Annotated in this window: 17 protein-coding genes and 1 tRNA gene; 9 read left to right on the forward strand and 9 right to left on the reverse strand. The window is 34.2% G+C overall.

Annotated elements, in window-relative coordinates:
- Positions 1-56 precede the first annotated feature (56 nt).
- Complete coding sequence (locus IPO86_07010) at positions 57-1,574, reverse strand: OmpA family protein (protein ID MBK9727850.1); 1,518 nt, start codon at positions 1,572-1,574, stop codon at positions 57-59.
- Positions 1,575-1,666: 92 nt separating this feature from the next.
- Positions 1,667-2,179 (reverse strand): asparaginase, encoded by a 513-nt coding sequence (locus IPO86_07015; protein ID MBK9727851.1) that lies wholly within the window; start codon positions 2,177-2,179, stop codon positions 1,667-1,669.
- 318 nt (positions 2,180-2,497) lie between these two features.
- On the opposite strand from IPO86_07015, the gene IPO86_07020 reads away from it, so the two are divergent.
- Positions 2,498-3,718 carry a T9SS type A sorting domain-containing protein gene (locus IPO86_07020; GenBank protein ID MBK9727852.1) on the forward strand — a complete coding sequence of 407 codons (1,221 nt, stop codon included), beginning with the start codon at positions 2,498-2,500 and terminating at the stop codon, positions 3,716-3,718.
- Positions 3,719-3,851: 133 nt separating this feature from the next.
- Here IPO86_07020 and IPO86_07025 read toward each other — a convergent pair whose 3' ends face one another.
- Complete coding sequence (locus IPO86_07025) at positions 3,852-4,322, reverse strand: hypothetical protein (protein MBK9727853.1); 471 nt, start codon at positions 4,320-4,322, stop codon at positions 3,852-3,854.
- A 325-nt stretch (positions 4,323-4,647) separates the two neighbouring features.
- On the opposite strand from IPO86_07025, the gene IPO86_07030 reads away from it, so the two are divergent.
- Together IPO86_07030 and IPO86_07035 are read left to right on the forward strand one after the other, a co-directional pair.
- Positions 4,648-6,765 carry a thioredoxin domain-containing protein gene (locus IPO86_07030; protein MBK9727854.1) on the forward strand — a complete coding sequence of 706 codons (2,118 nt, stop codon included), beginning with the start codon at positions 4,648-4,650 and terminating at the stop codon, positions 6,763-6,765.
- Positions 6,766-6,780: 15 nt separating this feature from the next.
- Entirely contained in the window at positions 6,781-7,536 is a 756-nt protein-coding gene (locus IPO86_07035; protein ID MBK9727855.1) for a 1-acyl-sn-glycerol-3-phosphate acyltransferase, read from the forward strand.
- A gap of 88 nt (positions 7,537-7,624) precedes the next feature.
- On the opposite strand, the gene IPO86_07040 is transcribed toward IPO86_07035, so the two are convergent.
- From IPO86_07040 to IPO86_07060, 5 genes are all read right to left on the reverse strand, one after another.
- The gene (locus tag IPO86_07040; GenBank protein ID MBK9727856.1) at positions 7,625-7,993 is read right to left on the reverse strand and encodes a methionine-R-sulfoxide reductase; all 369 of its coding nucleotides are present in this window, start codon (positions 7,991-7,993) and stop codon (positions 7,625-7,627) included.
- Positions 7,990-8,646, reverse strand: a complete 657-nt coding sequence (gene msrA, locus IPO86_07045; GenBank protein MBK9727857.1) for a peptide-methionine (S)-S-oxide reductase MsrA — start codon at positions 8,644-8,646, stop codon at positions 7,990-7,992. Before msrA ends, IPO86_07040 begins: the two co-directional genes overlap by 4 nt.
- A 283-nt stretch (positions 8,647-8,929) precedes the next feature.
- Positions 8,930-10,105 carry a T9SS type A sorting domain-containing protein gene (locus IPO86_07050; GenBank protein MBK9727858.1) on the reverse strand — a complete coding sequence of 392 codons (1,176 nt, stop codon included), beginning with the start codon at positions 10,103-10,105 and terminating at the stop codon, positions 8,930-8,932.
- 21 nt (positions 10,106-10,126) lie between these two features.
- Positions 10,127-11,296 (reverse strand): hypothetical protein, encoded by a 1,170-nt coding sequence (locus tag IPO86_07055; GenBank protein MBK9727859.1) that lies wholly within the window; start codon positions 11,294-11,296, stop codon positions 10,127-10,129.
- Positions 11,297-11,310: 14 nt separating this feature from the next.
- Positions 11,311-12,480, reverse strand: a complete 1,170-nt coding sequence (locus IPO86_07060) for a T9SS type A sorting domain-containing protein (protein ID MBK9727860.1) — start codon at positions 12,478-12,480, stop codon at positions 11,311-11,313.
- Between the two features lie 712 nt (positions 12,481-13,192).
- Between IPO86_07060 and IPO86_07065 the strand changes: the two genes are divergently transcribed.
- The 5 genes from IPO86_07065 (at position 13,193) to IPO86_07085 (ending at position 16,161) form a co-directional block, all read left to right on the forward strand.
- A complete protein-coding gene (locus tag IPO86_07065) occupies positions 13,193-13,294 on the forward strand; it encodes a hypothetical protein (GenBank protein MBK9727861.1) in 102 nt (33 codons plus the stop codon).
- Between the two features lie 581 nt (positions 13,295-13,875).
- Positions 13,876-13,948 (forward strand) — tRNA-Met (locus IPO86_07070).
- A 38-nt stretch (positions 13,949-13,986) separates the two neighbouring features.
- Positions 13,987-14,259, forward strand: coding sequence for a GIY-YIG nuclease family protein (locus IPO86_07075; protein MBK9727862.1), 273 nt, complete (start codon positions 13,987-13,989; stop codon positions 14,257-14,259).
- Between the two features lie 407 nt (positions 14,260-14,666).
- Entirely contained in the window at positions 14,667-15,299 is a 633-nt protein-coding gene (locus tag IPO86_07080; GenBank protein MBK9727863.1) for a sigma-70 family RNA polymerase sigma factor, read from the forward strand.
- On the forward strand, positions 15,280-16,161 hold the full coding sequence (locus IPO86_07085) for a hypothetical protein (GenBank protein ID MBK9727864.1): 882 nt from the start codon (positions 15,280-15,282) through the stop codon (positions 16,159-16,161). The genes IPO86_07080 and IPO86_07085 overlap by 20 nt, the downstream gene beginning before the upstream one ends.
- Here the strand turns inward: IPO86_07085 and IPO86_07090 are convergent.
- A complete protein-coding gene (locus IPO86_07090) occupies positions 16,148-19,102 on the reverse strand; it encodes a CHAT domain-containing protein (GenBank protein ID MBK9727865.1) in 2,955 nt (984 codons plus the stop codon). The two genes, IPO86_07085 and IPO86_07090, sit on opposite strands and share 14 nt — an antisense overlap.
- Before the next feature lie 259 nt (positions 19,103-19,361).
- On the opposite strand from IPO86_07090, the gene IPO86_07095 reads away from it, so the two are divergent.
- The gene (locus IPO86_07095; GenBank protein MBK9727866.1) at positions 19,362-23,126 is read left to right on the forward strand and encodes a T9SS type A sorting domain-containing protein; all 3,765 of its coding nucleotides are present in this window, start codon (positions 19,362-19,364) and stop codon (positions 23,124-23,126) included.
- The last annotated feature ends 7 nt before the right edge of the window (positions 23,127-23,133 follow it).

Genomic DNA, 23,133 nt, shown 5'->3' on the forward strand with positions numbered 1-23,133 from the left:
GATAAATTTTTTTCAGAATGGAAACAAGTACAAATTTCTAAAAACCTGGTGTCGGATTATCTCGGCACCAAATTAAATTCAACTCTTCTGTTCAAATATCTTCCGGTTTCATTGTTGTTACTTGATATTGGTTTAGCAGAACCAAAACCAGCATAGCTAAGTCTTGAAACTGAAAGCCCTTGTGAAATTAAATATTCGTAACACACTTTTGCTCTCCGCTCTGATAAATCAAGATTAAATGGAGCACTTCCCGAGTTATCTGTATGACCCGCAATGGATAAATTATAATCCGGGTATTTTTTCATAATTTTAGCAACTTTATCTAAAATATTGAAGGATTCTGTTTTTAAAGTTGCTCTTCCCAGATCAAATTGTACCGCTCTCATTGCAAAATCAAGGGTTTCTTTATCTGCTTTTTCAATAACCGGACAACCTTTATTATTCGCAGGACCAGGTGTTGTTGGGCAACTGTCTATTTTATCCATAACACCATCTCCATCCGTATCAGGACATCCATTAAATTGAACTAAACCTGCTGTAAATGGACATTCATCGGCATCGTCAGGAATGCCATCTGAATCACTATCTTTTTTTGTGTCCTGAGGACAACCTGCATTTGTTTTTAAGCCAGCTACATTTGGACAACGGTCTTCTTTATCTGAAACACCATCACCATCTGAATCTGGACAACCATTAAGCTCTAATGGTCCCGATTTATCTGGACAATTATCTTTTTTATCTGGCACTCCATCGCCATCTAAGTCGGATTCAGGACAACCATTTGTTTCTTTCGTTCCTTTTACATTTGGGCATTCATCGATATTATCAGGAACACCATCTTCATCAGAATCTGGGCAGCCCATAAATTCAAGCTTACCTTTCATATCCGGACAATTGTCTTTTGAATCTTCAATGCCATCACCATCTGTATCAGGACATCCCATAAATATAGGCAGTCCAGCGACACTTGGACATAAATCAAGTTCATCAATAATACCATCTTTATCAGAATCTGGTTTTTCCAAAATTACAGTCTTTGGCTTTTTTGAATTGCCCAACAAATAAATAAAACCTAGATGATGTTGTATATGATTTTCTGAATTTGCAATATCTAAGCGATAATCAGATTGCCAATGAAGGTAAACCTGAGGATGTAACATAAATTGAATACCAATTCCAAGAGGTACCTGGATGCCAACATCACCAACTTTTGGAAATACAAAATTGACACCTCCAGTGATAAAAGGATTTGCCCATTTACTTTTTAAAATATGAAGCGCAGCTTGTCCACCAAAATTAAAAAAAGGATCTTTAATTTCCGAATTTGTACTGTCTTTGTAAATACCTAATCCAAATGGAATTGCAATAGATAAATTATGATTAAAATTACGAATATAAGCAATTTCAAATCCATTTTGAAAATCTCTGAAAGCAGCTGCATCTTTATTTCTAAATGTGTTATAATCAAAAAACGTCTTTCGAGCCATGAATCCTTGTTTGAAATCAAAATACTGAGCCTGAAGTCCGGTCGAACTTAAAAATAGAACGAATAATACAACCAGAAGATGTTTCATATAAAAAAGATTAGTTATGCAAATGTAAGTGAATTTTAACTTAATAGCATTGATATTGGCTGTATTAAGTTGTCGAGAATGGATAGTATTTGTCATATGAATATGGGTTCAAAAAATCCTGTGGCCGTATTTTTTCGCACTTGATTCCATTCAAAATATCGACCATTCATAGCGATGTAAACTCCTGGTAAAAGGCATTGAACAAAACCTAATGCACTTCCAAGATTAAAAAAACCATCTGAGGAATTGCCGAAAGCATAGGGGATCATGGCCCCGGTTATGACCAGGGTTTTATCCAGGATTGAACTTTCCGCCAAGGCCTTTGCTGTTAAATTCATAGTGTCTGTTCCATGGGTAATGAGAATATGCTTAGAAGCACTTTTCTTGCAATTATGTATGATTATTTCTCGGTCTTCATCTGTCATTTCAAGACTGTCAACCATCATCAGGGTTTTAATATCAATATTTAAGGTGCAACGACCTCGATCCATCATTTCTGGTAAATGGGTATCTTTAAAGAAAAGTTGCCCATTGACAAAATTGTATTCTTTATCAAAGGTGCCACCAGTTACAAAGACCTGAATAAATGTGGGATTTTGTTGCATCCTGATTTCTTAATTCAATTTTACTTCAAAAATTGGACCATTTGTCTATATCCTTGAATTTAAAGCTTTGATATTTCATTTGTATTTATTAACTTTGATCAATTATACTTTTCATAGGTCGTTCCATTTTTAGGAAACCTTTCTTACACACTTAATTATCACTACTTATTACTCTTTGTCGGTAATTATATACATTTAATAACCAGTAATTTACATATTAAAATTTATTTAATACATGGAATGTGTTTGTTCTTTGGCATATTTTTTGATTTAAATAAATGTCCATTCCTTTTTTTTGACACAATTAGTTCAAAACCTATGCGATCAACTGGTTTATTTATTATTTTGGTATTTAGTGGTTTTTTTCTATTTCCTGAAAAAAATCTGCTTTCCCAATGCGCATCAGGTTCTGTGACCCTGAATGGATTCGATTCTAATGGTGGTCAGGGAACTTATGAAGATCCGGCAACTGGTAAAATTAAAATTCAATATTGTATTGATCTGCAAAAGTTCTTTGAAGTCAATACAAACTGGGTTCATGGCATTTTTGTAAGTTGGGATAACCTGCCAAAAGGCGCTATGATTTGTGAAGGACCGACAGGTTCGCAACCTGCACAACATGGAAGTAGATTTTGGATTTTTTTGGATTCAGCAAAAGCCCGAAATTACTTTTTACCTGGTCCAGGTTTTTATGTAGATGAAGGGGATGGGAACCCTGTTAATAATTATGGAGATAATGGACTGGGTACACCTCAAGCTACATTTCCCGATTTATTAGATTTTTGTTTTGTAGCAAAATTTGATTGCAGTGTAAGTGCTCCAACCGCATATGTTCCAAAAATTACGATTACAGGCGATGGTTCTACCGGTGCCTGGGAAAATCCTGCTTGTCCCGGTGATATTATGCGTGCTGAAGATGGCGGACCAAATGGAAATGGTGCAGTCGTTGTTTGTGGTGCGGTATTGCCTGTGAAGCTGCTTACTTTTAATGGAGAATCAACAAAACAAGGAAATCTAATAAAATGGTTGGCCGTTTCTGATCGCTTTTTTTCGCATTTTGAATTGCAAGGAAGTAATACCAATGTGGCATCTTTTAAAATGCTTGGTACCATAGATCCACTAAACGCAAATACTGGAACTGGCAATGAAATTGCAGATTATAGTTTTCTGGATACCAACCCCACTTTAGTTAATTATTATCGTTTAAAAATGATAGAAAAAGATGGGACATTTGAATATTCAAAAATTATTTCCATCCAACAGAAAAGCAATACAAAAATTTCAAACCGGTTTTCTGTATTTCCAAATCCTGCTTCTGATTTGCTTATTATCCATAATGAAACGGAAAATAAATACGGAGATGTTCAATTGAATATTTATGATATTTATGGAAAGAAAGTAAATACCTATCTTTTTACACTGGACAAACCTGAAAAAGATCTCTATTTTGATGTTTCAAACTATGCAAAAGGATTTTATTTTTTAGAAATTAGTGCGGGTGATAATACCATTGAAAAACTTAATTTTATAAAGAATTAATAAGCGTACTCATTCCGTATTCAATGAAACTTTGTTTGAATTCTTTAATTAAATTATAGGATGCGTAAGAAAGTTCTATTTTTCAAGCTGTAAAAGCTTAAACTGTGAATACTCCAAAACACGAAAAGAACGTTTAAACTACTTTATCCGCACAATAGGATGAAGCAAATGCATCAGGTTTAGCTTTAAATATAAAACCCATAGAAAGGATGTAGCCCATAGCTTCTTTTAAAGCTGTATTCGATTTAAAACTTGGATCTGTATTGATATCTGCATGTACTTCCAAAGCAATATTATATTTTTCTAAAATTTCGCAAAGTTGATATGCAATTTCAATAGATTTTGCAACTTCGGTAATCATCCGTTCTTTAATTTTCATTTCTCCTTTATAGCTGCTGTGATGAATAAACATAAATCCACCTCGACCCTCCCTTAAAAATACAATTACGGTGGCAAAGTCAACATGTTTATTTCTGGATTGACTATCAGTTCCAATACACAATTTAAGCTTAAATCCTGCTTCTTGTTCCCTGATAATTGTATTTTCAACCGATTGGATAATCGGTTCCTCGATCAAGTCTCCGTTTAATCTTCTCCAACTCATACGATTTGAAATAGTAGTATAAATATATCATTTTAATAGATATCTTGTACATTATGATAGAATTATGAGTTCGTATGCTGCGAATTAAGTAAAAGTAAAGATCTTTGAGCGCTTTAACATTATTTGATTAAAATTTAGTGTTTCATTGCATTTTATTAGAGGATTGTCCAATAAACTATCCAATGATTTGTATGTTTAAATGTGCACTTGTTTCAAATTTTGTTTTACTTGTAAATGGATTCATTAAATTGTTTTTCAAATCTATTGGTTACCTATATTTCAATGTTTAATATTTTAATCTTTTTATCCTAAGCTTTCAAATCAAATGGCGACAATTTTTAAATATCATAAATTCTGCTTGTTTCTGATTAGCATCTTGATAACAGCTTCTTGCAAAACAGAACAAAAGCAAGTAGATAAAAAAGGGAATCATTTAATCAATGAACATTCTGAATATTTATTGCAACATGCTTACAATCCAGTAGATTGGTTTCCATGGTCTAATGATGCATTGAATAAAGCGAAAACTGAAGGCAAATTAGTGGTAATCAGTATTGGTTATTCATCCTGCCATTGGTGTCATGTAATGGAACATGAATCGTTTTCAGATACCGCTGTAAGTCGGTTGATGAATCAACATTTTGTTTCTATTAAAGTGGATAGAGAAGAGCGACCGGATGTTGATAATATCTATATGACAGCATGCCAAATTGCAAATCAAAACGGTTCTTGTGGTTGGCCATTAAATGCAATTACGCTATCCGATGGAAGACCTGTTTGGGTTGGCTCATATATGCAAAAGGAAGAATGGATGAGCTTATTGAAACAAATCAATGATTTATTCCATGAAGATCAAAATGAGTTGCAAAAAATGGCATACCAAATAGGTAACCATTTACAAGCAGATCATCGGTTTGTACTATCAAATAATGAAATAAAGTTTGAACTAAAAAATATTGATAAATTTCAAGCTGAAATTATTCCAAATCTGGATATGAGTCTTGGTGGAAAAAAGGGGGACCTTAAATTTCCAATACCACCACTTCTTCAATACGCTATGGAGTATGTTCATTTTTCAAGTGACAAGAATACAAGCAAATGGTTAAATACGAGTTTGTCCGGTATCATGAATGGAGGAATTTATGATCAACTAGAAGGTGGATTTGCAAGATATTCTACAGATCCGAAATGGAAAGTTCCTCATTTTGAAAAAATGCTTTATGATAATGCACAACTCATCAGTATTTATGCCAATGCCTATAAATCAAATCCTGAAGCTGATTACAAGCAAATCATTGAACAGACAGTGCAATTTCTAAAAACAGAATTTAGTGCGAAAGAAGGCTATTATTATTCTTCTTTTGATGCTGATACAGAAGGAGAGGAGGGTAAATATTATGTTTGGACCTACTCAGAAATTCAGCAAATTATTTCAGATGAAAAGATTTGTACCATATTTAAGGATTTATATAATTTATCAGAATCTGGAAATTGGGAGCATGGAAAAAATGTGCTTTTTAAAACTAAACGGATTGCAGATCTAGCAAAAAAATACAAATTACCAGAAGCTGAATTGAGCATTCTAATTAAACAGGCAGAGCAGAAATTATTAGCCGCTAGAAAATTACGAACCGCACCCAACTGTGATAAAAAGATGATTAGTGCTTGGAATGCCTTAATGGTGACAGCTTTATGTGATGTTTACGCAGCATTCTCCGATAAGAAATATTTAGAACAGGCATTACAAACAGCCAATTTTTTAAATGATCAAATGATGACTCCAGATTTTAAAATCTATCGGAGTTTTGGGGCAGGAAAAAAGGGAAGCTTTGGATTTTTAGATGACTATGCATTGACCATGCAATGTTTTTTACGATTGTATGAAGTAAGTTTTGATGAACGCTGGTTGTACTTAGCAAAGTCAATTTGTGATGGGGTGTTGCAACATTTTTCAGATGAAGAACAGGTATATTTTTATTATAATTCTTCCGGAGATCCGGCATTGATAGCTCGTAAAAAAGAAGTAGTAGACCAGGTTATTCCTTCTTCAAATTCAGTGATGTGCGATGTTTTGCATAAACTGGGCTTATTTTTATATAATAAAGAATATTTACAAAGAAGTGAAAAGATGCTTGCAGGGATATTAGAAAGTGAAGCCTCGTCTGATCCTGTTTTTTATAGTAACTGGCTTCGGATTCACTTGGGTTTTGTTAAGCCCTTATATGAAGTTGCAATCGTCGGAAAAGAATATGATAAGTTGCATTCAGCTTTATTGTCGAAATATATACCTAATGCAATTTTTCTTGGAGGTGCTACAGAAGGAAGTTTGGAATTGCTAAAAGAAAAACTACAGGAAGGAGAAAGCTACATTTATGTTTGTCGAAATAAAGTGTGCAAATTACCCGTGAAGGAGGTCAATAAAGCTTTAGAATTAATGAAATAGTTGGAATAGTAATTAATGATTTTAATTAAATCTATTGCTTATGTACTTGCTGCATTCCGATTTTTAGGAATCATTTCAACAATGGCTTTGTATGTTGGGGTAGGATTATTATTAATAAAGTTAAAACTTGCCGATCAGAATCTTGCATTTCGAGTGCGTACCTCCTGGTGTCGACTTGCTATTTGGATTCTCGGCATTCGACTTCATACTACAGGTAAAATTGACTTATTGGAAGGCAGTTTGTTTGTTGGAAATCACCGTTCTTTAATCGATCCTGTCATTGCTTTTAATTTTATTACCAATGGATATGCAGTAAGTAAGGCTGAAGTATCCAGTTATCCATTAGTGCATACAGGAGCTGTACTTTCAGGAGTAATTTATGTGGAGCGTTCCAATTCGAAAAGTCGGAATCAAACAAGAGAGACAATCGAAAAATATTTGCGAGAGAATAAATCTATTTTAATTTTTCCAGAAGGCACTATTTCTACCGATCTAAAGACCTTAGCTTTTAAGAAGGGTTCATTTGAAGCAGCTGCAGCGGCGCAAAAACAGATTGTTTCATTTGCGATTGAAATGGGAAATCCAAAAACGGATTTCTGGTATGAAGAAAGTTTGTTAAAACAATATTTCAAGACATTTTCAAAATGGAAAACAGATGTATATGTACATTTTTTTGAACCAATAAAGGGTAATTCAGGAGAAGAATTGACAACAATTTGTCAGAATGCTATCAATCAAAAGTTAACCGAATTTCAAAAGAATTGGAATTAAATATTCAACTTATGAAAACTATCAAAAACAACTTACAGTCTTTAATGAAAGCCTTCTTTAAACTGGCATGAATTCTATCTCTGGAGTGTTATTTTATAAAGTCTAGTGAAGCTGAATTAACACAATGCCTTATATTTTTTGGAGTAAAGCGCTCCCCTTTAAATACATGACCTAAATGTCCGCCACAATGATTGCATAGAATTTCTATGCGACGTCCATCAGCATCTTCTTGGTAGCGGATAGCATTTGGTATTTCATCATCAAAACTTGGCCAACCACAACCCGAATCAAATTTAAATTCAGATTTATATAATGGGGCATCGCATTGTCTGCAAACATAGGTACCGGTTTCATGATGGTCATAAAATTTTCCTGTAAAAGCTCTTTCTGTGCCTTTTTTTAGAAGGATGAATTTTTCTTCTTCATTCAGTGGATTGTATGAAATTGGATCTTTCATTTTTTTAATTTTTCAGAAAAGTGTTCTCTGAATTTTTTAACTTTTGGAGCAATTACAATTTGGCAATAGGGTGCTGTACCATTTTCATTATAATAATTTTGATGATATTCTTCAGCGACATAAAATTGGGAATATGGACTAATTTCAGTTACGATTGGATCATCCCAGATTTTAGTAGCGATTTCAGATTTTGATTTTAGTGCAACCGTTTTTTGAGATTCTGAGTGATAAAAAATTGCAGAACGGTATTGTGTACCTGAATCTGCACCTTGACGGTTTAATGTAGTCGGATCATGAGTGGTCCAGAAAACCTCCAGGATGTCTTCAAACGAAATTTGTTTTGGGTCAAAATATATCTGACACACTTCAGCATGCCCTGTTGTTCCAGAGCAAATTTCGCGATATGAAGGATTTTTAATAGTTCCCCCACTGTAACCTGATTCTACCTTCATAACGCCTTTTAAGTCTTGGAAAATGGCTTCTACGCACCAAAAGCAGCCTGCACCAAGTGTAGCTATTTCTAAACTATCAGGCAATTCTTTAAGATCTTGATTCATAGGAGTCGATTGTAACATAGGCTCAGTATTTTGGACAGTTTTGGCTGGGGCATTGCAATTTGCAAGACTTAATATTAAAAAAAGTATGATTTTCATTCTTATAAATAAATTTCTTGTGTAAATAACAATGGATGACTAATTTAGTTCGATGGTGGGGGAAATCTCTAAAATTATGAGAATCTCAGTCAATCTCCGAATCTTTTGTTAAAAACATGGTGTGATGTACTGCCATAACCCTTCTCATCAGTTAGATTTTGTTTGCAAATGTAATTTGGATTTGCTGCTAAGTATTTCAACTGGTTTTTTTAAAAAAAACAGCCCCAGTTTCTATGAAATTTGGGGCTGCCTTTAGTAGGTATTAAATAGGTATCATCGGCAATTAATCAAAAATGATCATTCGATTTATTTTTAGATGTTCAGTTGTTAATTGCAATAAAAAGATGCCGGAGCCGATTATCGATTTTTTTAAAATAATGGGACTTGTCGTAGGTGTTTGTTGTTTATAAATTTGTTGGCCCAGGACATTAAAAACTTGCAAAGTTTGTAATGGTGAATCCATGATTCCTGTAAATCGAATGTTTATTTCATCGGAAGATGGATTGGGATAAATCAACAGGGAAGAATCTTTTGCCTTACTTTCTGTCGAACTGATTCTGGATACAGATTTAAAAAATTCCCAGAAAAATTCAGCCTCAATCGGTGGATTTGGTATGTTGTTTAAATAATTTGTGCCATTAAAAAATTCATGTTCCAGTCCGTAAAAAATACTCCATCTGAAAAATGCAGGACTTGCCCCAGGTAATGGATCCGTAAACGTATAATTTATGTAATAAGAATTGGAATCTTTCTTAAACGTCCAACTTAAACCCATAGAACCTAAATGGTTATCAATATTATTTGCATTCCATGCTAATGCAGTATCATTAAATGGACAGGGTCTTCCAAATCTTTCTGGAAAATTATGATCGTGTGTACCTCGAATGGCCCAGGTAGGAACCTTCGGATCCATCAGCATTGAATCTTTGGAATCCAAATTACCACTGCCACATCCAGCCGCGGCAAATATACCTGGCATTTTTATTGTCAATTTAGGTGCCATCGTACCTCCGCTTGAAAAACCGCAGGCATATATTTTTTTTGTATTGATGGGGATTATCGTTGAAATAGTATCGATCATTTTATAAAAGAAAGGGATATCATCTCTTAATGTATCCCCTGGACATAAAACAGAAAGCGTATTGCCATGACTCCATTTTGTGCCTATCCCTTCAATAGTGCAATAAATGAGTGCAGTAGGAAAAACTACTATAAATTTTTCACGTTCTGCCACTTCCTTCCAACCAGATATATTGTAAAATTGCGGTCCGGATTGATTAGTACCGTGCAACATAAAGACCAGGGGATAGCCTCCAGCAGGTGGATTACCGGATGGTTTAAAAATTACCAATTCACGATGTTCATTATTTATAAAAAGGTTTGCATCAATCCGTTCTTGTGCAATACTGTAATTAAAAAAAAGAAATAAGCAAATAATCGTAAAGTATTTAATTTCCATGATTAATAGTTATTTGTTTTTTTAATTGAAAATAATTTTATTTAAATATAACTGATGATCTGTTTGTATTGATAAAATGAACAATCCTATGCCTGTTTCAGATTTTTTTATTAGAAGTTCTGATGCATTGTTGTGTAAACCACTGATTCGTATTTTTCCAGAAGCATCCTGGAGTTTCCAAAAGTAATTTCCATGATGTTCAGGGATTGAAATTTGTACGATGTCTGAGGAAGGATTGGGAAATGCATGGACTGTCTGATTTAATTTTGAATGTTCTAAAGTTTTCACGACCACACTGGATTTAAAAAATTCCCAAAACAATTTAGCGGCTTCCAACTTAAAATTTTTTCCATTTGGATACACATGGAACATATCATTAACCAATGTAAATCGATACAATTGTCCGGTGTCTCCGGAATTACTTTCTTTAAAATCATAGCTGTGTGTGATGGCTGTTTCAAATTTTGTGAAATTTTGAGTGACACCCTGACAATCAATCATTCGTTGAAGTGGTCTGTAAAAATAGACTAAAACCGAGTCATCTCCGAATGGAATTTCAGTGAAGGGGGGTCTTATTGATTTGTCATCTTTTGTTCCCATCATGGCCCATACGGGAATGCGATGGACAGGCTTTGCAGAATCAGCTACTGGTAAAAAGGAGCCAGAGCCCGCACATGCGGCAAATACATCTCCCGCATCAATAGCTAGTTTATGAATCATTCCGCTTCCATTTGAAAAACCAGATGCAAAAATCATTGTTGGATTGACCGGAAACGTGTCTGCAATTTTTTTAGCCAACAGTTTTAGAAAATTGACATCACTGATGTAGTTCTGTGGTGGTCCAGAACATGGGTTATCCGTTACTTGTCCGTTTACCCATCTTAAACCATGGGTTTCTATACTATCATCCACATAACACCATCTTAAAGAAGTAGGAAAAACGGTGATAAAATTTTCTTGTTCGCCCAATTCTTTCCAACCAGAAATATCATAAAAGTATTCACCATCCTGATTTGTGCCATGTAACATAAAAACAATGGGATATCCACCAATCGGTGGCGGGCTATTTGGTTTAACAACGATGCTTTCTCTAAGACGGCCTTCAGAAATTAGATTTATATCATAACGTGTTTGAGCAAAAAGACTTGCGAAGCAACTCAAATAAACAATACAACTGAGATTAAATTTCATATGATTCAGATTCATTAATTAAAAATAAGTTTTTGATTAAATGTGGTAGAGCCAAGGTCTGCTCGAAATAGGAATAAACCTGTTCCCAATTCTGATTTTTTGATTTGTACTAACGCACCGTTTGATTGATTTCCATTTAAACGTAAAATACCTTGCGTGTCATAAAGACTCCAATTATATTTTCCGTGATATTCAGGAATTGAAATCGTGACAAGTTCACTTGAAGGATTTGGATAGGCATGGATCCTAATAGATCCAGGATTTTGATGCTCGGTTGCCACTGTTACCGAACGTTTAAAAAACTCCCAGAATATTCTAGGTGCACTTACAGGATAATTTGCCCCATTGGGATATTCATGCACCATGCCTTTTAGCAAGGTGAAGATATAGGGTTTGGAAATTTCACCAGCTAAACTTTTTGAGAACTGATAAGTGTGTGCGCTATCCTTTTCAATTTTAATAAATGCGGTATCCAATCCCTGACAAACCAAAGCCCGGTTGAGTGAACTTTTTAAATAGCCTAAGATCGAATCGCCACCAAATGGCAATTCATTAAATGGGGGAACAATAAACCGGTCATCCAGGGTTCCTACCATTAACCATATTGGTATTCTATTTAGTGGACGAGCAGAATCTCCAACCGTCAAATTTGCACTAGTTCCTGCAACAGCAGCAAAAACATCCCCGGCATCGATAGCCAGTTTGTGGATCATCGAACAACCATTCGAAAAACCGGAGCAGAAAATCATAGATTGATTTACAGAAAAGGTATCAGAAATTCGCTTGGCAAGTATTTTTAAAAATTTTACATCATCTACATAATCCTGAGGTGGACCGGCACATGGGAAATCCGTAACATTTCCATTTACCCAACGGGTATTGTTTTTCTCAATACCATCTTCCACAAAGCACCAACTCAAAGAAGATGGAAAGACAGTTATAAAATTTTCTTCTTCTCCAACTTCTTTCCAGCCTGATAAATTATAAAATTTTTCACCATCTCCACTGGTGCCATGTAACATAAAAATAACCGGATAACCACCAGGTGGTGGTGCTGAACTGGGAATTACAATGATGCTCTCGCGCATTCGGCCATCTACAGGAAATTGAACATCGAAACGACGTTGACTATATACCTGAAACAGGCTTATTAAAATAAATACGATGGTAAAATTTCTTTTCATATATATTTTTTTAATGATACAAATTTAGACTTAAATAAGAGCGATGCTTTCACCCCAAAGGGTGATTTGTTTTAGTTTTTTCAATATCACCCTGAAGGGTTATAGCAAACCTGTTACCTCAAACTATCTCTGGATTCAGATTTTAAGCCATATTGAAACAGTTAAAAAAAATAAGCCTTCCGATTTTTTGTTGCTGCCTTTTGTTTTTTAGAACATAAGCTCAGAATCAATTGCACCATCAGACTGTTTTCAATTAGAATCGATCGCTATGAAAATGATTGCCAACAGTCCGGAAAATGCACAGTCGGCATTGTATATAATGGATTAGCTATTATCAAAAGCATAAACCATCCAAACTGGAAAATTTATGCAATGTTTACCTTACAAAGGCATAATTCGAAGGAGACAAAGCGGAAGATGCCGGTCAAATTTTAACTAAACTGATCCATAAATCGGATTCCTATTCGGAAGCCATGTCATTAAAGATACTCGTGGCTATTGATTTTAAAAATGGACGATTTTTTGCTTCCACTGTCAAGATTCGAACCGCGATGGTCCTGGCAAAAGCAAACCAAGAGGAAACATTAATGACTCCCCTCGAAATTTCATTATCAAATTTGCAAACAGCAACCATGTGCAAATTACAGAACTCGATCTGCAAAAAATAAATTCCCAATTGTTGAGTCCATTGTCTTAAAGAGAATATGAAGTATTGTTTTTAATTTTTGCCGGTAAAACCTATCAGCAAATCAGCCAGGACTTGTTTATTTCAATAAATACCCTAAAAAGACATATTAACAATGCTTACATATAACTACTTGTACAATCGCTATTAAGATATGGAGGGAATTGATAAAAATAAATTAATAAGAATACTTTAGGCATCCATTTGTAATTTGGAGAACTCTTATCCGAAGGCTGTATTGAAGGTTACCTCCATACAATGAATCAAATGAATTGTATTTTATTTGTTTGCTATGGGTTTTTACAAATTGCAACTTCCAATGGGTTGCTTGCACAAAACTGTCCCAACATGTTGCAGGATTGTGGTGTTTGAGTAACAGATTGCCGGATACCTGAATTCATAGTTTAGTATAATATTAAAAATAAGACATTCATTCACAGTCGATTAGTATTTAATTTTATTTTTAGTTCGTCAATTTACCAGAAATAGCGTAACTTTGCACCCTCATATCGCGGAGTGGAGCAGTTGGTAGCTCGTTGGGCTCATATCCGCCAGCTGGCGGACGAAGGTTCGAGTTAGGTTTAAAAGTTAAACTTGAAAATAAATAAATCGCGGAGTGGAGCAGTTGGTAGCTCGTTGGGCTCATATCCGCCAGCTGGCGGACGAAGGTTCGAGTTAGGTTTAAAAGTTAAACTTGAAAATAAATAAATCGCGGAGTGGAGCAGTTGGTAGCTCGTTGGGCTCATAACCCAAAGGTCGTAGGTTCGAGTCCTGCCTCCGCCACAAATTTAAAAGCCGGTCTAAATAGCCGGCTTTTTTTTATGGATTATCCATTCACAGTTTATGTTTTATATTCATCCAGGTATGATAAGATTTACATTGGATATACCAATCATTTAATTTTTCGTTTTCAATCACACAATCAGTATAGTACTAAAGACTGGACTAAAAATTTCAGACCTTGGTTTGTTGTTTACACTGAAATATTTTCTACAAAAGCAGAAGCATTTCAGAGAGAAAAGGAATTAAAATCCTACCAGGGAAGGCAATTTATTAGAAATCAATGCATTCCAATTTACTTTTCAAAAGAATGAATAGTGAAGGCTCATATCCGCCGGCTGGCGGACGTAGGTTCCCTGCCTGCCCGACAATGTCAGGCAGGGAGTCCTGCCTCCGCCACAAATTCAAAAGCCGGTCTAAATAGCCGGCTTGTTTGTAGCAGAAGCTCAACAAATTTTCAGGCAGAAACAAGATTAAAAGCTTGGTCTTATAAGCACCTTGCTTGCTATACAAAATCCTTATTCTTCATTCTGATGCAGACTCCCGAAACAATAAAAGCCTTATTGGGTCATAGATTTGTCGAAGTTATTAAATCCTCAAAATTGACTACTTTGTAACTTGTTTAGTGTTTTGGGTTACATTTTATTGGAATTCAAAATATATGTATGAAAATCAGGTGGTATTTCAATATTGTTAAACTAACTATTTTTATGGTATATCTATGAGTAGAATTCTCGAGGCGTTTTTTGGTAGAGATTCCAGCAAAGTCAATAGTAAATATTCGGACAATGCTACTTTATATAATGGCTTGAAAAATGAAGATGGTTTTGCGATTCGTTTTTTATACTCAAAATGTTCTGCTACAATTTATAAATTGGGAAAGCAGTATAATCTTACAGATGAAGATATTGAAGAACTAATTTGTGATTGTATTACTTTATTACTTTTGAAAATTAGAGAGGGTAGTTATGTCTTCCAACAGAATAATCCAGCCTCCTATGTGATTGAAGTAGCTAAAAATAAAGTTCGGAATTATAGCCTCAAAGAATCTAAAAACCAAAGTTTTGACTTAGATGCGGTTGCTGAACCATTCTTTGAAATGGATTATATGGGAAGCGAAAATGAAGACTTAATTAATAAATTATTATTGAAATTAGATAGTAATTGTCAAAAATTAATACGTTTAAAATATTTATACGAATATAAAGATACCGAGATTATTAATACTGGATTGACTCAGTATTCAACGGTTGATGCGCTTAAAAATCATAGATCTAAATGCATGAGAAAGTTAGTAGAATTGACGCAAAATAAATCCTTAAATAATATTAGAAATGAACAATCAAGAGGATAAAATAGAGGCTTATTTATTGGGACAAATGACGGATTCAGAAAAGCAGGAATTTGAAAATGAATTGAAAACTAATCAGGATTTAGCCCGTTTAGTGGATCAACATAAAGCAATTATAAAGAGATTAGAGGCGTACCGTATTAATACTAAAGTTAAATCGATCTTAGAATATAATTCACAACAAAATATTATTCTAAACTTAAAGCGGATTATAGGAATCGCTGCATCTTTTCTGATTGTCATTTTAGGATCTTGGTTTTTTATTTTTAGAAAGGATTCCATAGGAAATGGACAAATGGCTCAGGAAAATATAAATCAAAATCAACAGAAAACAGATAGTCTGAGTATTAAAAACAACTCAATGGATACTATTGAGAATTTAGCTTCCATTGAAAAGCTTCCTATTGAAAGTCCATCAACTGAAATTATTGAAAGAAGGAAAATTGCCTCGGTGTTTATAATTATGCCTATGCTGGCCAATTTAAGGGAACTAGAGAATCAAGATAGTACAAATGTTTTGGACCCTTTTGATTTGGCAAAGGCTGAGTTTAAAATTCAAAATTATAAGGAAGTCCTTAGCTATCTTGATAATTTAAAAATTCCTAAGGATGATGAAGAGTTGCTTTTTATCCGAGCAATCTCTTATTTTAAAATGGGTATATATTATAAGGCAACAGTTGATTTTAATTTGCTAAAACGAAGTTATCAGTTTAAAGCTGAAGCAGATTTTAATTTCATGCTTTGTCAACTAGCTCAAAACAATATTCAAGCAACGAAGCAATTGATTAATTCCATGATTGACGATCAAGATTTTCAATTCAGAGATCAAGCCATTGCACTAAAATCTAAGATTAATTTAGAATAGTTTCCATATTTCCAATCGAAATGAATCCAGCCCAGAAGAAGGGATGAGAAGCTTGACCTGGATGGTTTTTTAAATAGTTACGTTTAGATTGTGCGAGTGCAATATGCTTTTGTTTGCCAATCTTCAATTCTGTATAAAACAAATCCATAATCTGCATGGTTGATTTGTCATTCACTTTCCATAATGAAGCTACAATGCTTTTTGCACCTGCGTGGGCAAATGCACTTGCTATACTAACAATTCCATCTCCATGATGCTGTTCTCCATTGGCTGTTTCACAAGCTGACAATATTACCATTTCTGAGTTTAATTTCAAATTATATAATTCTGCTACCGATAATAATGCATATTTTTCCAGACTATCTTGAGATGAAAAAGCAATAAAGGAAAAATTGCCATCATTGTAATTTGCCTTGCCGTGTGTTGCGAGATGAATGATTTTATAATTATTGGAAAGTTGCTCAAATTTTTGTTTGGTAGCATCATGTCCTGTAAATATCATGGATTGATCAGGGAATTTATTTTTGGCGCGTATAATTTCTTCGCCTGAATCTGGCAAATTTGTAAGATCATAACGTATTGCCATTTCATTTTGAATTACATCATTAGGGCCTAAAATATTTTTGTCAAAAAATGGAGCGAAACCTAAGAATTCCTTTGTATTCCTTGTGTTCGGATTAACCCTACTCATTTCTAGCAACATGCCAGAAGAAAACGAATATTGAATTGAATGTTGATTGATTACAAATGGAAAGGTTTTGAAATTTGTTGGGTCTTTAGGGCGTGAGCTTAATAATGCATCAAATGGTAGATTTCCTAAAACAGCATCTGGAATTATTATTAATTCTGGTGTTAAATACTCAGCGATAGGTAATAATAATAAATTATATAGATACCTTGCAGATTCAATATATTTATTTAATTGTTCTTTATACATTTTTTCTGTTCGAATTTTTGAAGTATGAAATGTATAAATACTTTTATTCAAATTGGTTATGCTGTTTATTATCGGAAAATCAAGTTTAATTTCCTTGATTTTCACAACTGAGTTTTGAATTATAAAGACAAAAACGGACGAGTCACCACAAAAATACTCTAATAGTGTTTGATTTGAATTCAGTAAAGTTTTTACTTGTGGAATGGTAACAATTTTGTGATCAAATTTTTTATTTAAATAATCTGGATAAGAATTTTCAAGATTTGTAATAAGTTCTTGTCTTTGTAATTTGTTTTTAAAAATAGTGGAATTTAGTTTCAATATGCTTGTATCAGTAATTGAAAATTTATCATTATCTAATAGATCATTCCGATGTTTTTCTAAGCGTGTAATTTCTGACCTATACATAGAATCTTTAACTAACAAATCAGCCGGAATCCCGGAGTTATTCATTGCGTTATTTTCTTTAAATTGATAATAAAGTAAGTAACTATGTAAAAATTCATTTAATTCCCATATGTGATTGATTAGAATAGAATCATGATGCTTTTGAAGATTTAATTTTAAATGGGATGATATACATTTTTCAAAAATGCTAACTGCATCTTTTAGAAATTTTCTAATCTCAGTTGCATCTTTTTTATTAATAAGTTTTTTTTGAATTCGAAGAGCTGCTGAATCATAATGGTTTGATGATTTAACTAAATAACTCATATCACTTGTTTTTATGAAATAGGAAGCATATAGATCTCCTAGATCTTCTTCTACTGTATACAGCCCATCATACTCGATTCCATAAAGAGTTCTAATTATATTTTTTGAAGAATTTAAAATAGTTTCTGATGAAGAATACTCTTTAAGGGCCCTTTTTACTCTTCCAATATACAGTTGTGTAGATGCAAGAGCTGAAGAATCTGGACTATTTAATGGTGTTCCAATGATTGCAATTGCTTTTTCAAACCAAGATTGGGCTAAGGAGTATTCTTTATTATTAAAATAGGCTTTACCTAAATTGATACATGTATATCTGTACCTTTCATCTTTTTTGAACCCGCTCATCATTTCAAGTTGTTGATGACATGTGAGTATGTTATTTTTGAAATCACCCAGCGTATAAAAGGCATCGCTTATTCTTGAATAACAATAGGAAACCATTATGGAGTCAATTGGGTTCAATTTTAAACTAAACGCTAATCCCTTTTGATAATAGGATAAAGCCAGTTCAATTTTATTTAAAGACTGGTATGCTTCCCCAATATTTAGAAGGCACTCCGTTGTTTTATTGTCTTTTTGGCTCTTCCCCCTTTCCAAATACCAAATAGCTTGTTCGTTTAGAGAAATGCTTGGTAAATACATACCCTGATTTTTATAGTTCTTGGCCAATAGAGTTAAGACTGAAATACAATATTTATCTTCAATTCCAAATTCTGGCTTTATCAATTCAAATGCTTGTTCATAGTATGTAGCAGCTAGTTTAAAACTAACGTAATCATTGTATAATTGAGCAACTAATAAATAACTTTTTATAATATCTGAATAATTGGCAAAGTTAGAATTTTGGATAGAAAGAGCGTTTTTGCTATAATCAATTGCTTCCCTAATTTTACCCGTGTGGAATGCGGTATAAGCCATATAATACAGAGCTTTTGCTTTCTTTAATTCATAAGTTGGATAATATTTATCCCAGATTGTAATGGCTTCAACTAATAAATCTTTTGCTCTGATATAATTTTTAAGTCTGTAAGTCGATCTGCCCAATTGATAAGCAGCTTCCGCAAGGTCAGGGGATGATTTTGAATCCCTTTTTTGAAAGAATTGATAAGCAATTTCAGCTAGCTCTGAAGATTTAGCAAAATTATTTGAATCGAATAAAGTGTTGGCTTTACTAAGTATGTTTATTGCCTCAAGAGTATCTATTTTTGGAACCAGATCTGTATTCTGCGAAAAGTGATCTTTGGGTAGTATCCAAAGAAAAATTAATAGGAGGAATCCAGTTCTTTTCATTTTGAAAATACTTTATTTTAGGTTTACAATTTAATATAGACTGGGATATGAATAAGTAAACATACAATTTTTGCCTGAAGATTTATTGTCAATCTTTGTTTTATTAAAGTTAGTAGTATTACAGTATCCCTTTTCTGATCGTTTTGGTTAATTCATGAATATTTTAAAATAAAATCTATAATTGGGTTACAATTCCAGTTTAAGTGAAGATAAATAGAATGAAATCAAATTTTTTATTCACATTTAAATTTTAACTTTTATGGAATTAATTTACACCAGGATTATCAGCAAACCAGTTAGCCATGCTTTTTCCTTACTCTATTGGTTACTTTTATTTCAATTCAACATTCAATCTCTAAGTGGTTTATCTGCTCAAAGTTCATGTTGTAATATCCTTACAAACGGTAATTTCGAATCCGGCAATTCAGAATTTAGCTCTGGGTTGCCTCAAAACTGCATGTGCACTGCAAGTTCATATTGCATAGGTCCTAATTTTCAGTCAAAGTGCTCGGGATGGCCTAATTTGAATGATCATACCGGTGGCGGTAATTTTCTAATTATTGATGGAAATTCATCTGGACCGGCAGATGTTTGGATTAAAACAACTCCCATTACAAGTGGGACACTTTATTGTTTTTCATTTTGGGTAGCGAGTGTTTATAATGAAGCTTTTACTCTAGGACTTTTTGTAAATAACACTCAGGTAACAGGGGCGAATTTCACAATACAACAAAATATTCCAGGTTGGACTCAATTTACATATAACTGGATTGCATCTACCTCCGGGACTTCAATTTCTTTACGGCAAATGACAGGTGGTGGTTTGAGAGATTTTGGTCTCGATGATCTTGAATTTGGCTCTCCAATTACCCCTAATTTTAGTTTTCAACCAGACGCCAATTGTGGATTAACAATTAATTTCAACAATACCTCAACAGGGCCTGCTCTCTTAAGTTATATTTGGAATTTTGATGATCCAAATAGTGGTCTCAATAATTCATCAACTTCACAAAACCCTAGCCATATTTTTTCTGATTGTGGTGTTTATAATGTTTGTTTGACAGTAAGAAGAGGAACTTGTAGAGAAACCATTTGCAAATCCGTTACAGCTAATGACTTGATTCCTCCAAGAGCGATCTGTCAGAACATCGGCCTGGTTTTAGATGATAGTTGTTCTGCATTTGTAAATCCGGCTTTAATTGACGGGGGATCATTTGATAATTGCCAAATCAAATCCTTGTCCGTAAATCCATTGGTAGTGAGTGGTTGCGGAATTTTTCAAGTTTCACTTACAGTAGAGGATTTATGTGGAAATAAAAGTACATGTAATGCAGAGGTTCAAACAATTGAAACAGTTCCTCCTACCATAGTATGCCCGGCTAATAAAACAATTTCTGTTTACCCTCCGGATTGTTCTTTAAAAGTCGATAGTATTAAATGGCTTTCCGTTTCAGATAATTGCAGTATTCCAACAGTTTCCTATCAAATTAGTGGAGCCACTCAAACTTCAGGAATAAAGGATGCAAGTGGCGTACTCTTTAATCAAGGGGTTTCGACTGTAACTTACATTGCAACGGATGCTTGTGGTAACACGGCTTCTTGTAGTTTTATAATCACAATTAATTGTGGCTGCTGTCCGCCGGGTTCGATACAAGGTCCAAATATGATATCCAACCCAGATTTTTCTGCAGGAATTTCAGGATTTAATTCAGATTACAATATATTAAATCCAACTTGCACACCAGGACTTTATAATGTTGAATCCAGCATTCCGGTTTCTGGTATGTGCGTTAATTGGAATTGTATAGATCACACATCAAATTCTATAACAGGCAAAATGTTTGTTGCAGACGGTAGTCAAACTATTGGTTTGGCCGCATGGCGACATCCGTTAGCACTTGCGCCAAATACAAAATATTCATTTTGTGCTTACGTCAATAATTTAAATGAGCCAATACTTGACAGAGCCGATCCAATTGTGGAAGTTTATTTAGTACCTCTAAATGGTCCAGCAATATTGCTAACTAGTATTACCCTTCCAGAATCCCCGGATCAATGGGAATTTATAAGTGGAAATTATGTAACACCGGGTACAGTTTCAAATCCTTATAATTTGGAATTTCGCACCGCTTCAACTTCTTATGAAGGCAATAATTTTGCAATTGATGATATCAGCTTTAACGCTTGCTTAGCTAAGGATTCTTGTGCTTGCGGCCCATTTGAGTTCTTGTATAGTGTAGGAAGAGGACCTTTATTTCCAAAGAATTGCGGTGATACCTTAATAGTTCCTGATCCCAACTTTCCGATAGGTTTTCTAAGTTCATTCCAATGTTTGGGACTAAATTGTCCACAGGCAACTATTGATTGGAAATTGACAGGACCCAATGGATTTTCAACATTAATGATGACAGGAGTATTAGCTTCGCCAGCATTTTCAATCCCTATTACGAACGCTACCTTTAACTATCCTGGACTTTATACACTAACAATAATCGGTCATTGTGGACAAGATTCTTGTCCATGTACCTTGTATTTTTATAAACCAGATTGTTCATGTGAAGAAAACTTGGTTCTTAATCCTGGATTTTATGATGGGGCTATTGCAGGAGATTTCGGATTCCCGGGAGCATCTAATAATTGGAATGCAGCTAGTGGAACTCCTCAAGTTGCATTTAGTGATTTTTGGTGCGATGAAGTAAGTATTCAAATGTGGGGAAAATTAGATGCATGTGAAGCTATTTGTCAGCCATTTAATTTTCAAAATGGACATACCTATGCTGTTGATTTTTTTGCAAAGTTTATAACCGGTACTACTTTTAACAACGTACAGTTTGAGTTTATAGCAGCAAATGGATGTATAGATCCCATTGGTAGTTCAGCTTGGGTAAGTATTGGTATCACGCCACCAATTACAAGTACGTCTTGGGCACCATTCAGTTTTTCTGCTTGGACAGCTCCATTAAACCAATCTTTTGATCACTTGATAATCCGTGCAACCAGCAATCAAATAGCAGAAACTACTTTTGGAAGAATTGACAACATTTGTGTGACGGATATTACGATTCCCTGTGATAGTATTGACCATGCTAAGAATTTGGTCGCCTACTATCCATTAGACAATTTAACTAATTCAACTGGACAATCTGTGCCTGACTTAAGCACAAATGCGATCCATGGGATAGGTGGCGATTTAGCACCTTCAAATGCTTTGTTGCTTGCAGGGCATTTTAATGGCACTTCAACTTTTGTAAATTGTGGTCCTAATACTAGGGGCGTGACTGATCAAGTATCCTTATGTGCATTTATTAAAACCACAGAAAATCAAAAAGGAATTTGGGTAGCCGGACAATATAATTTTTCAAATGATCATGGTTATTCATTGCAAATTGGAGACAATCAAAATAATAATATTGGTTTTGCTGCATTTGGTGGCCGTGATGGAACCGGTGTGTATCATTCTTCTGGTTATGGAACAAATGCACCTAGCATCAATGATGGAAATTGGCATTGCTTGGTTGGAACTGCAGGAAACAATATTTGGTCAATATATGTAGATGGAATTCTTGTTAGCAGCCAACCAGGAACAACAAATAATCCAATACCAAATTCAACTATTGGCGAACCCTTTACCATAGGCTATCACACCGGAGGAACACCATTATGGTTTAATGGTGAAATGGATGAAGTACGGTTGTATAACAGAGTAATAACCGAATGTGAAATAGATTCATTTTGCCTGAAAAATTTTATTGTATCATCAAAAGATGTGCAAAAGCAGGAAGCGTTTCAAATTTTGCCAAATCCAAACAATGGGATCTTTAAACTCAAACTGAATTTTGAAAATTCACCTGACTCAAAATTGCGTATACTTGATTTAGCAGGACGCGTATTGCATACACAGCGAATCGAAAGTAACACCATCACACAACTTATAGATATTGAATATTTGGTGGATGGAATGTACTTGGTTCAATTGATTTCGGGTGGAAAAATATTAGCCTGCGAAAAATTTGTCAAGCAGTAAGTCGAAG

This window comes from Saprospiraceae bacterium (genome assembly GCA_016717265.1).
In the GTDB taxonomy this organism is placed as follows: Bacteria; Bacteroidota; Bacteroidia; order Chitinophagales; family Saprospiraceae; genus Vicinibacter.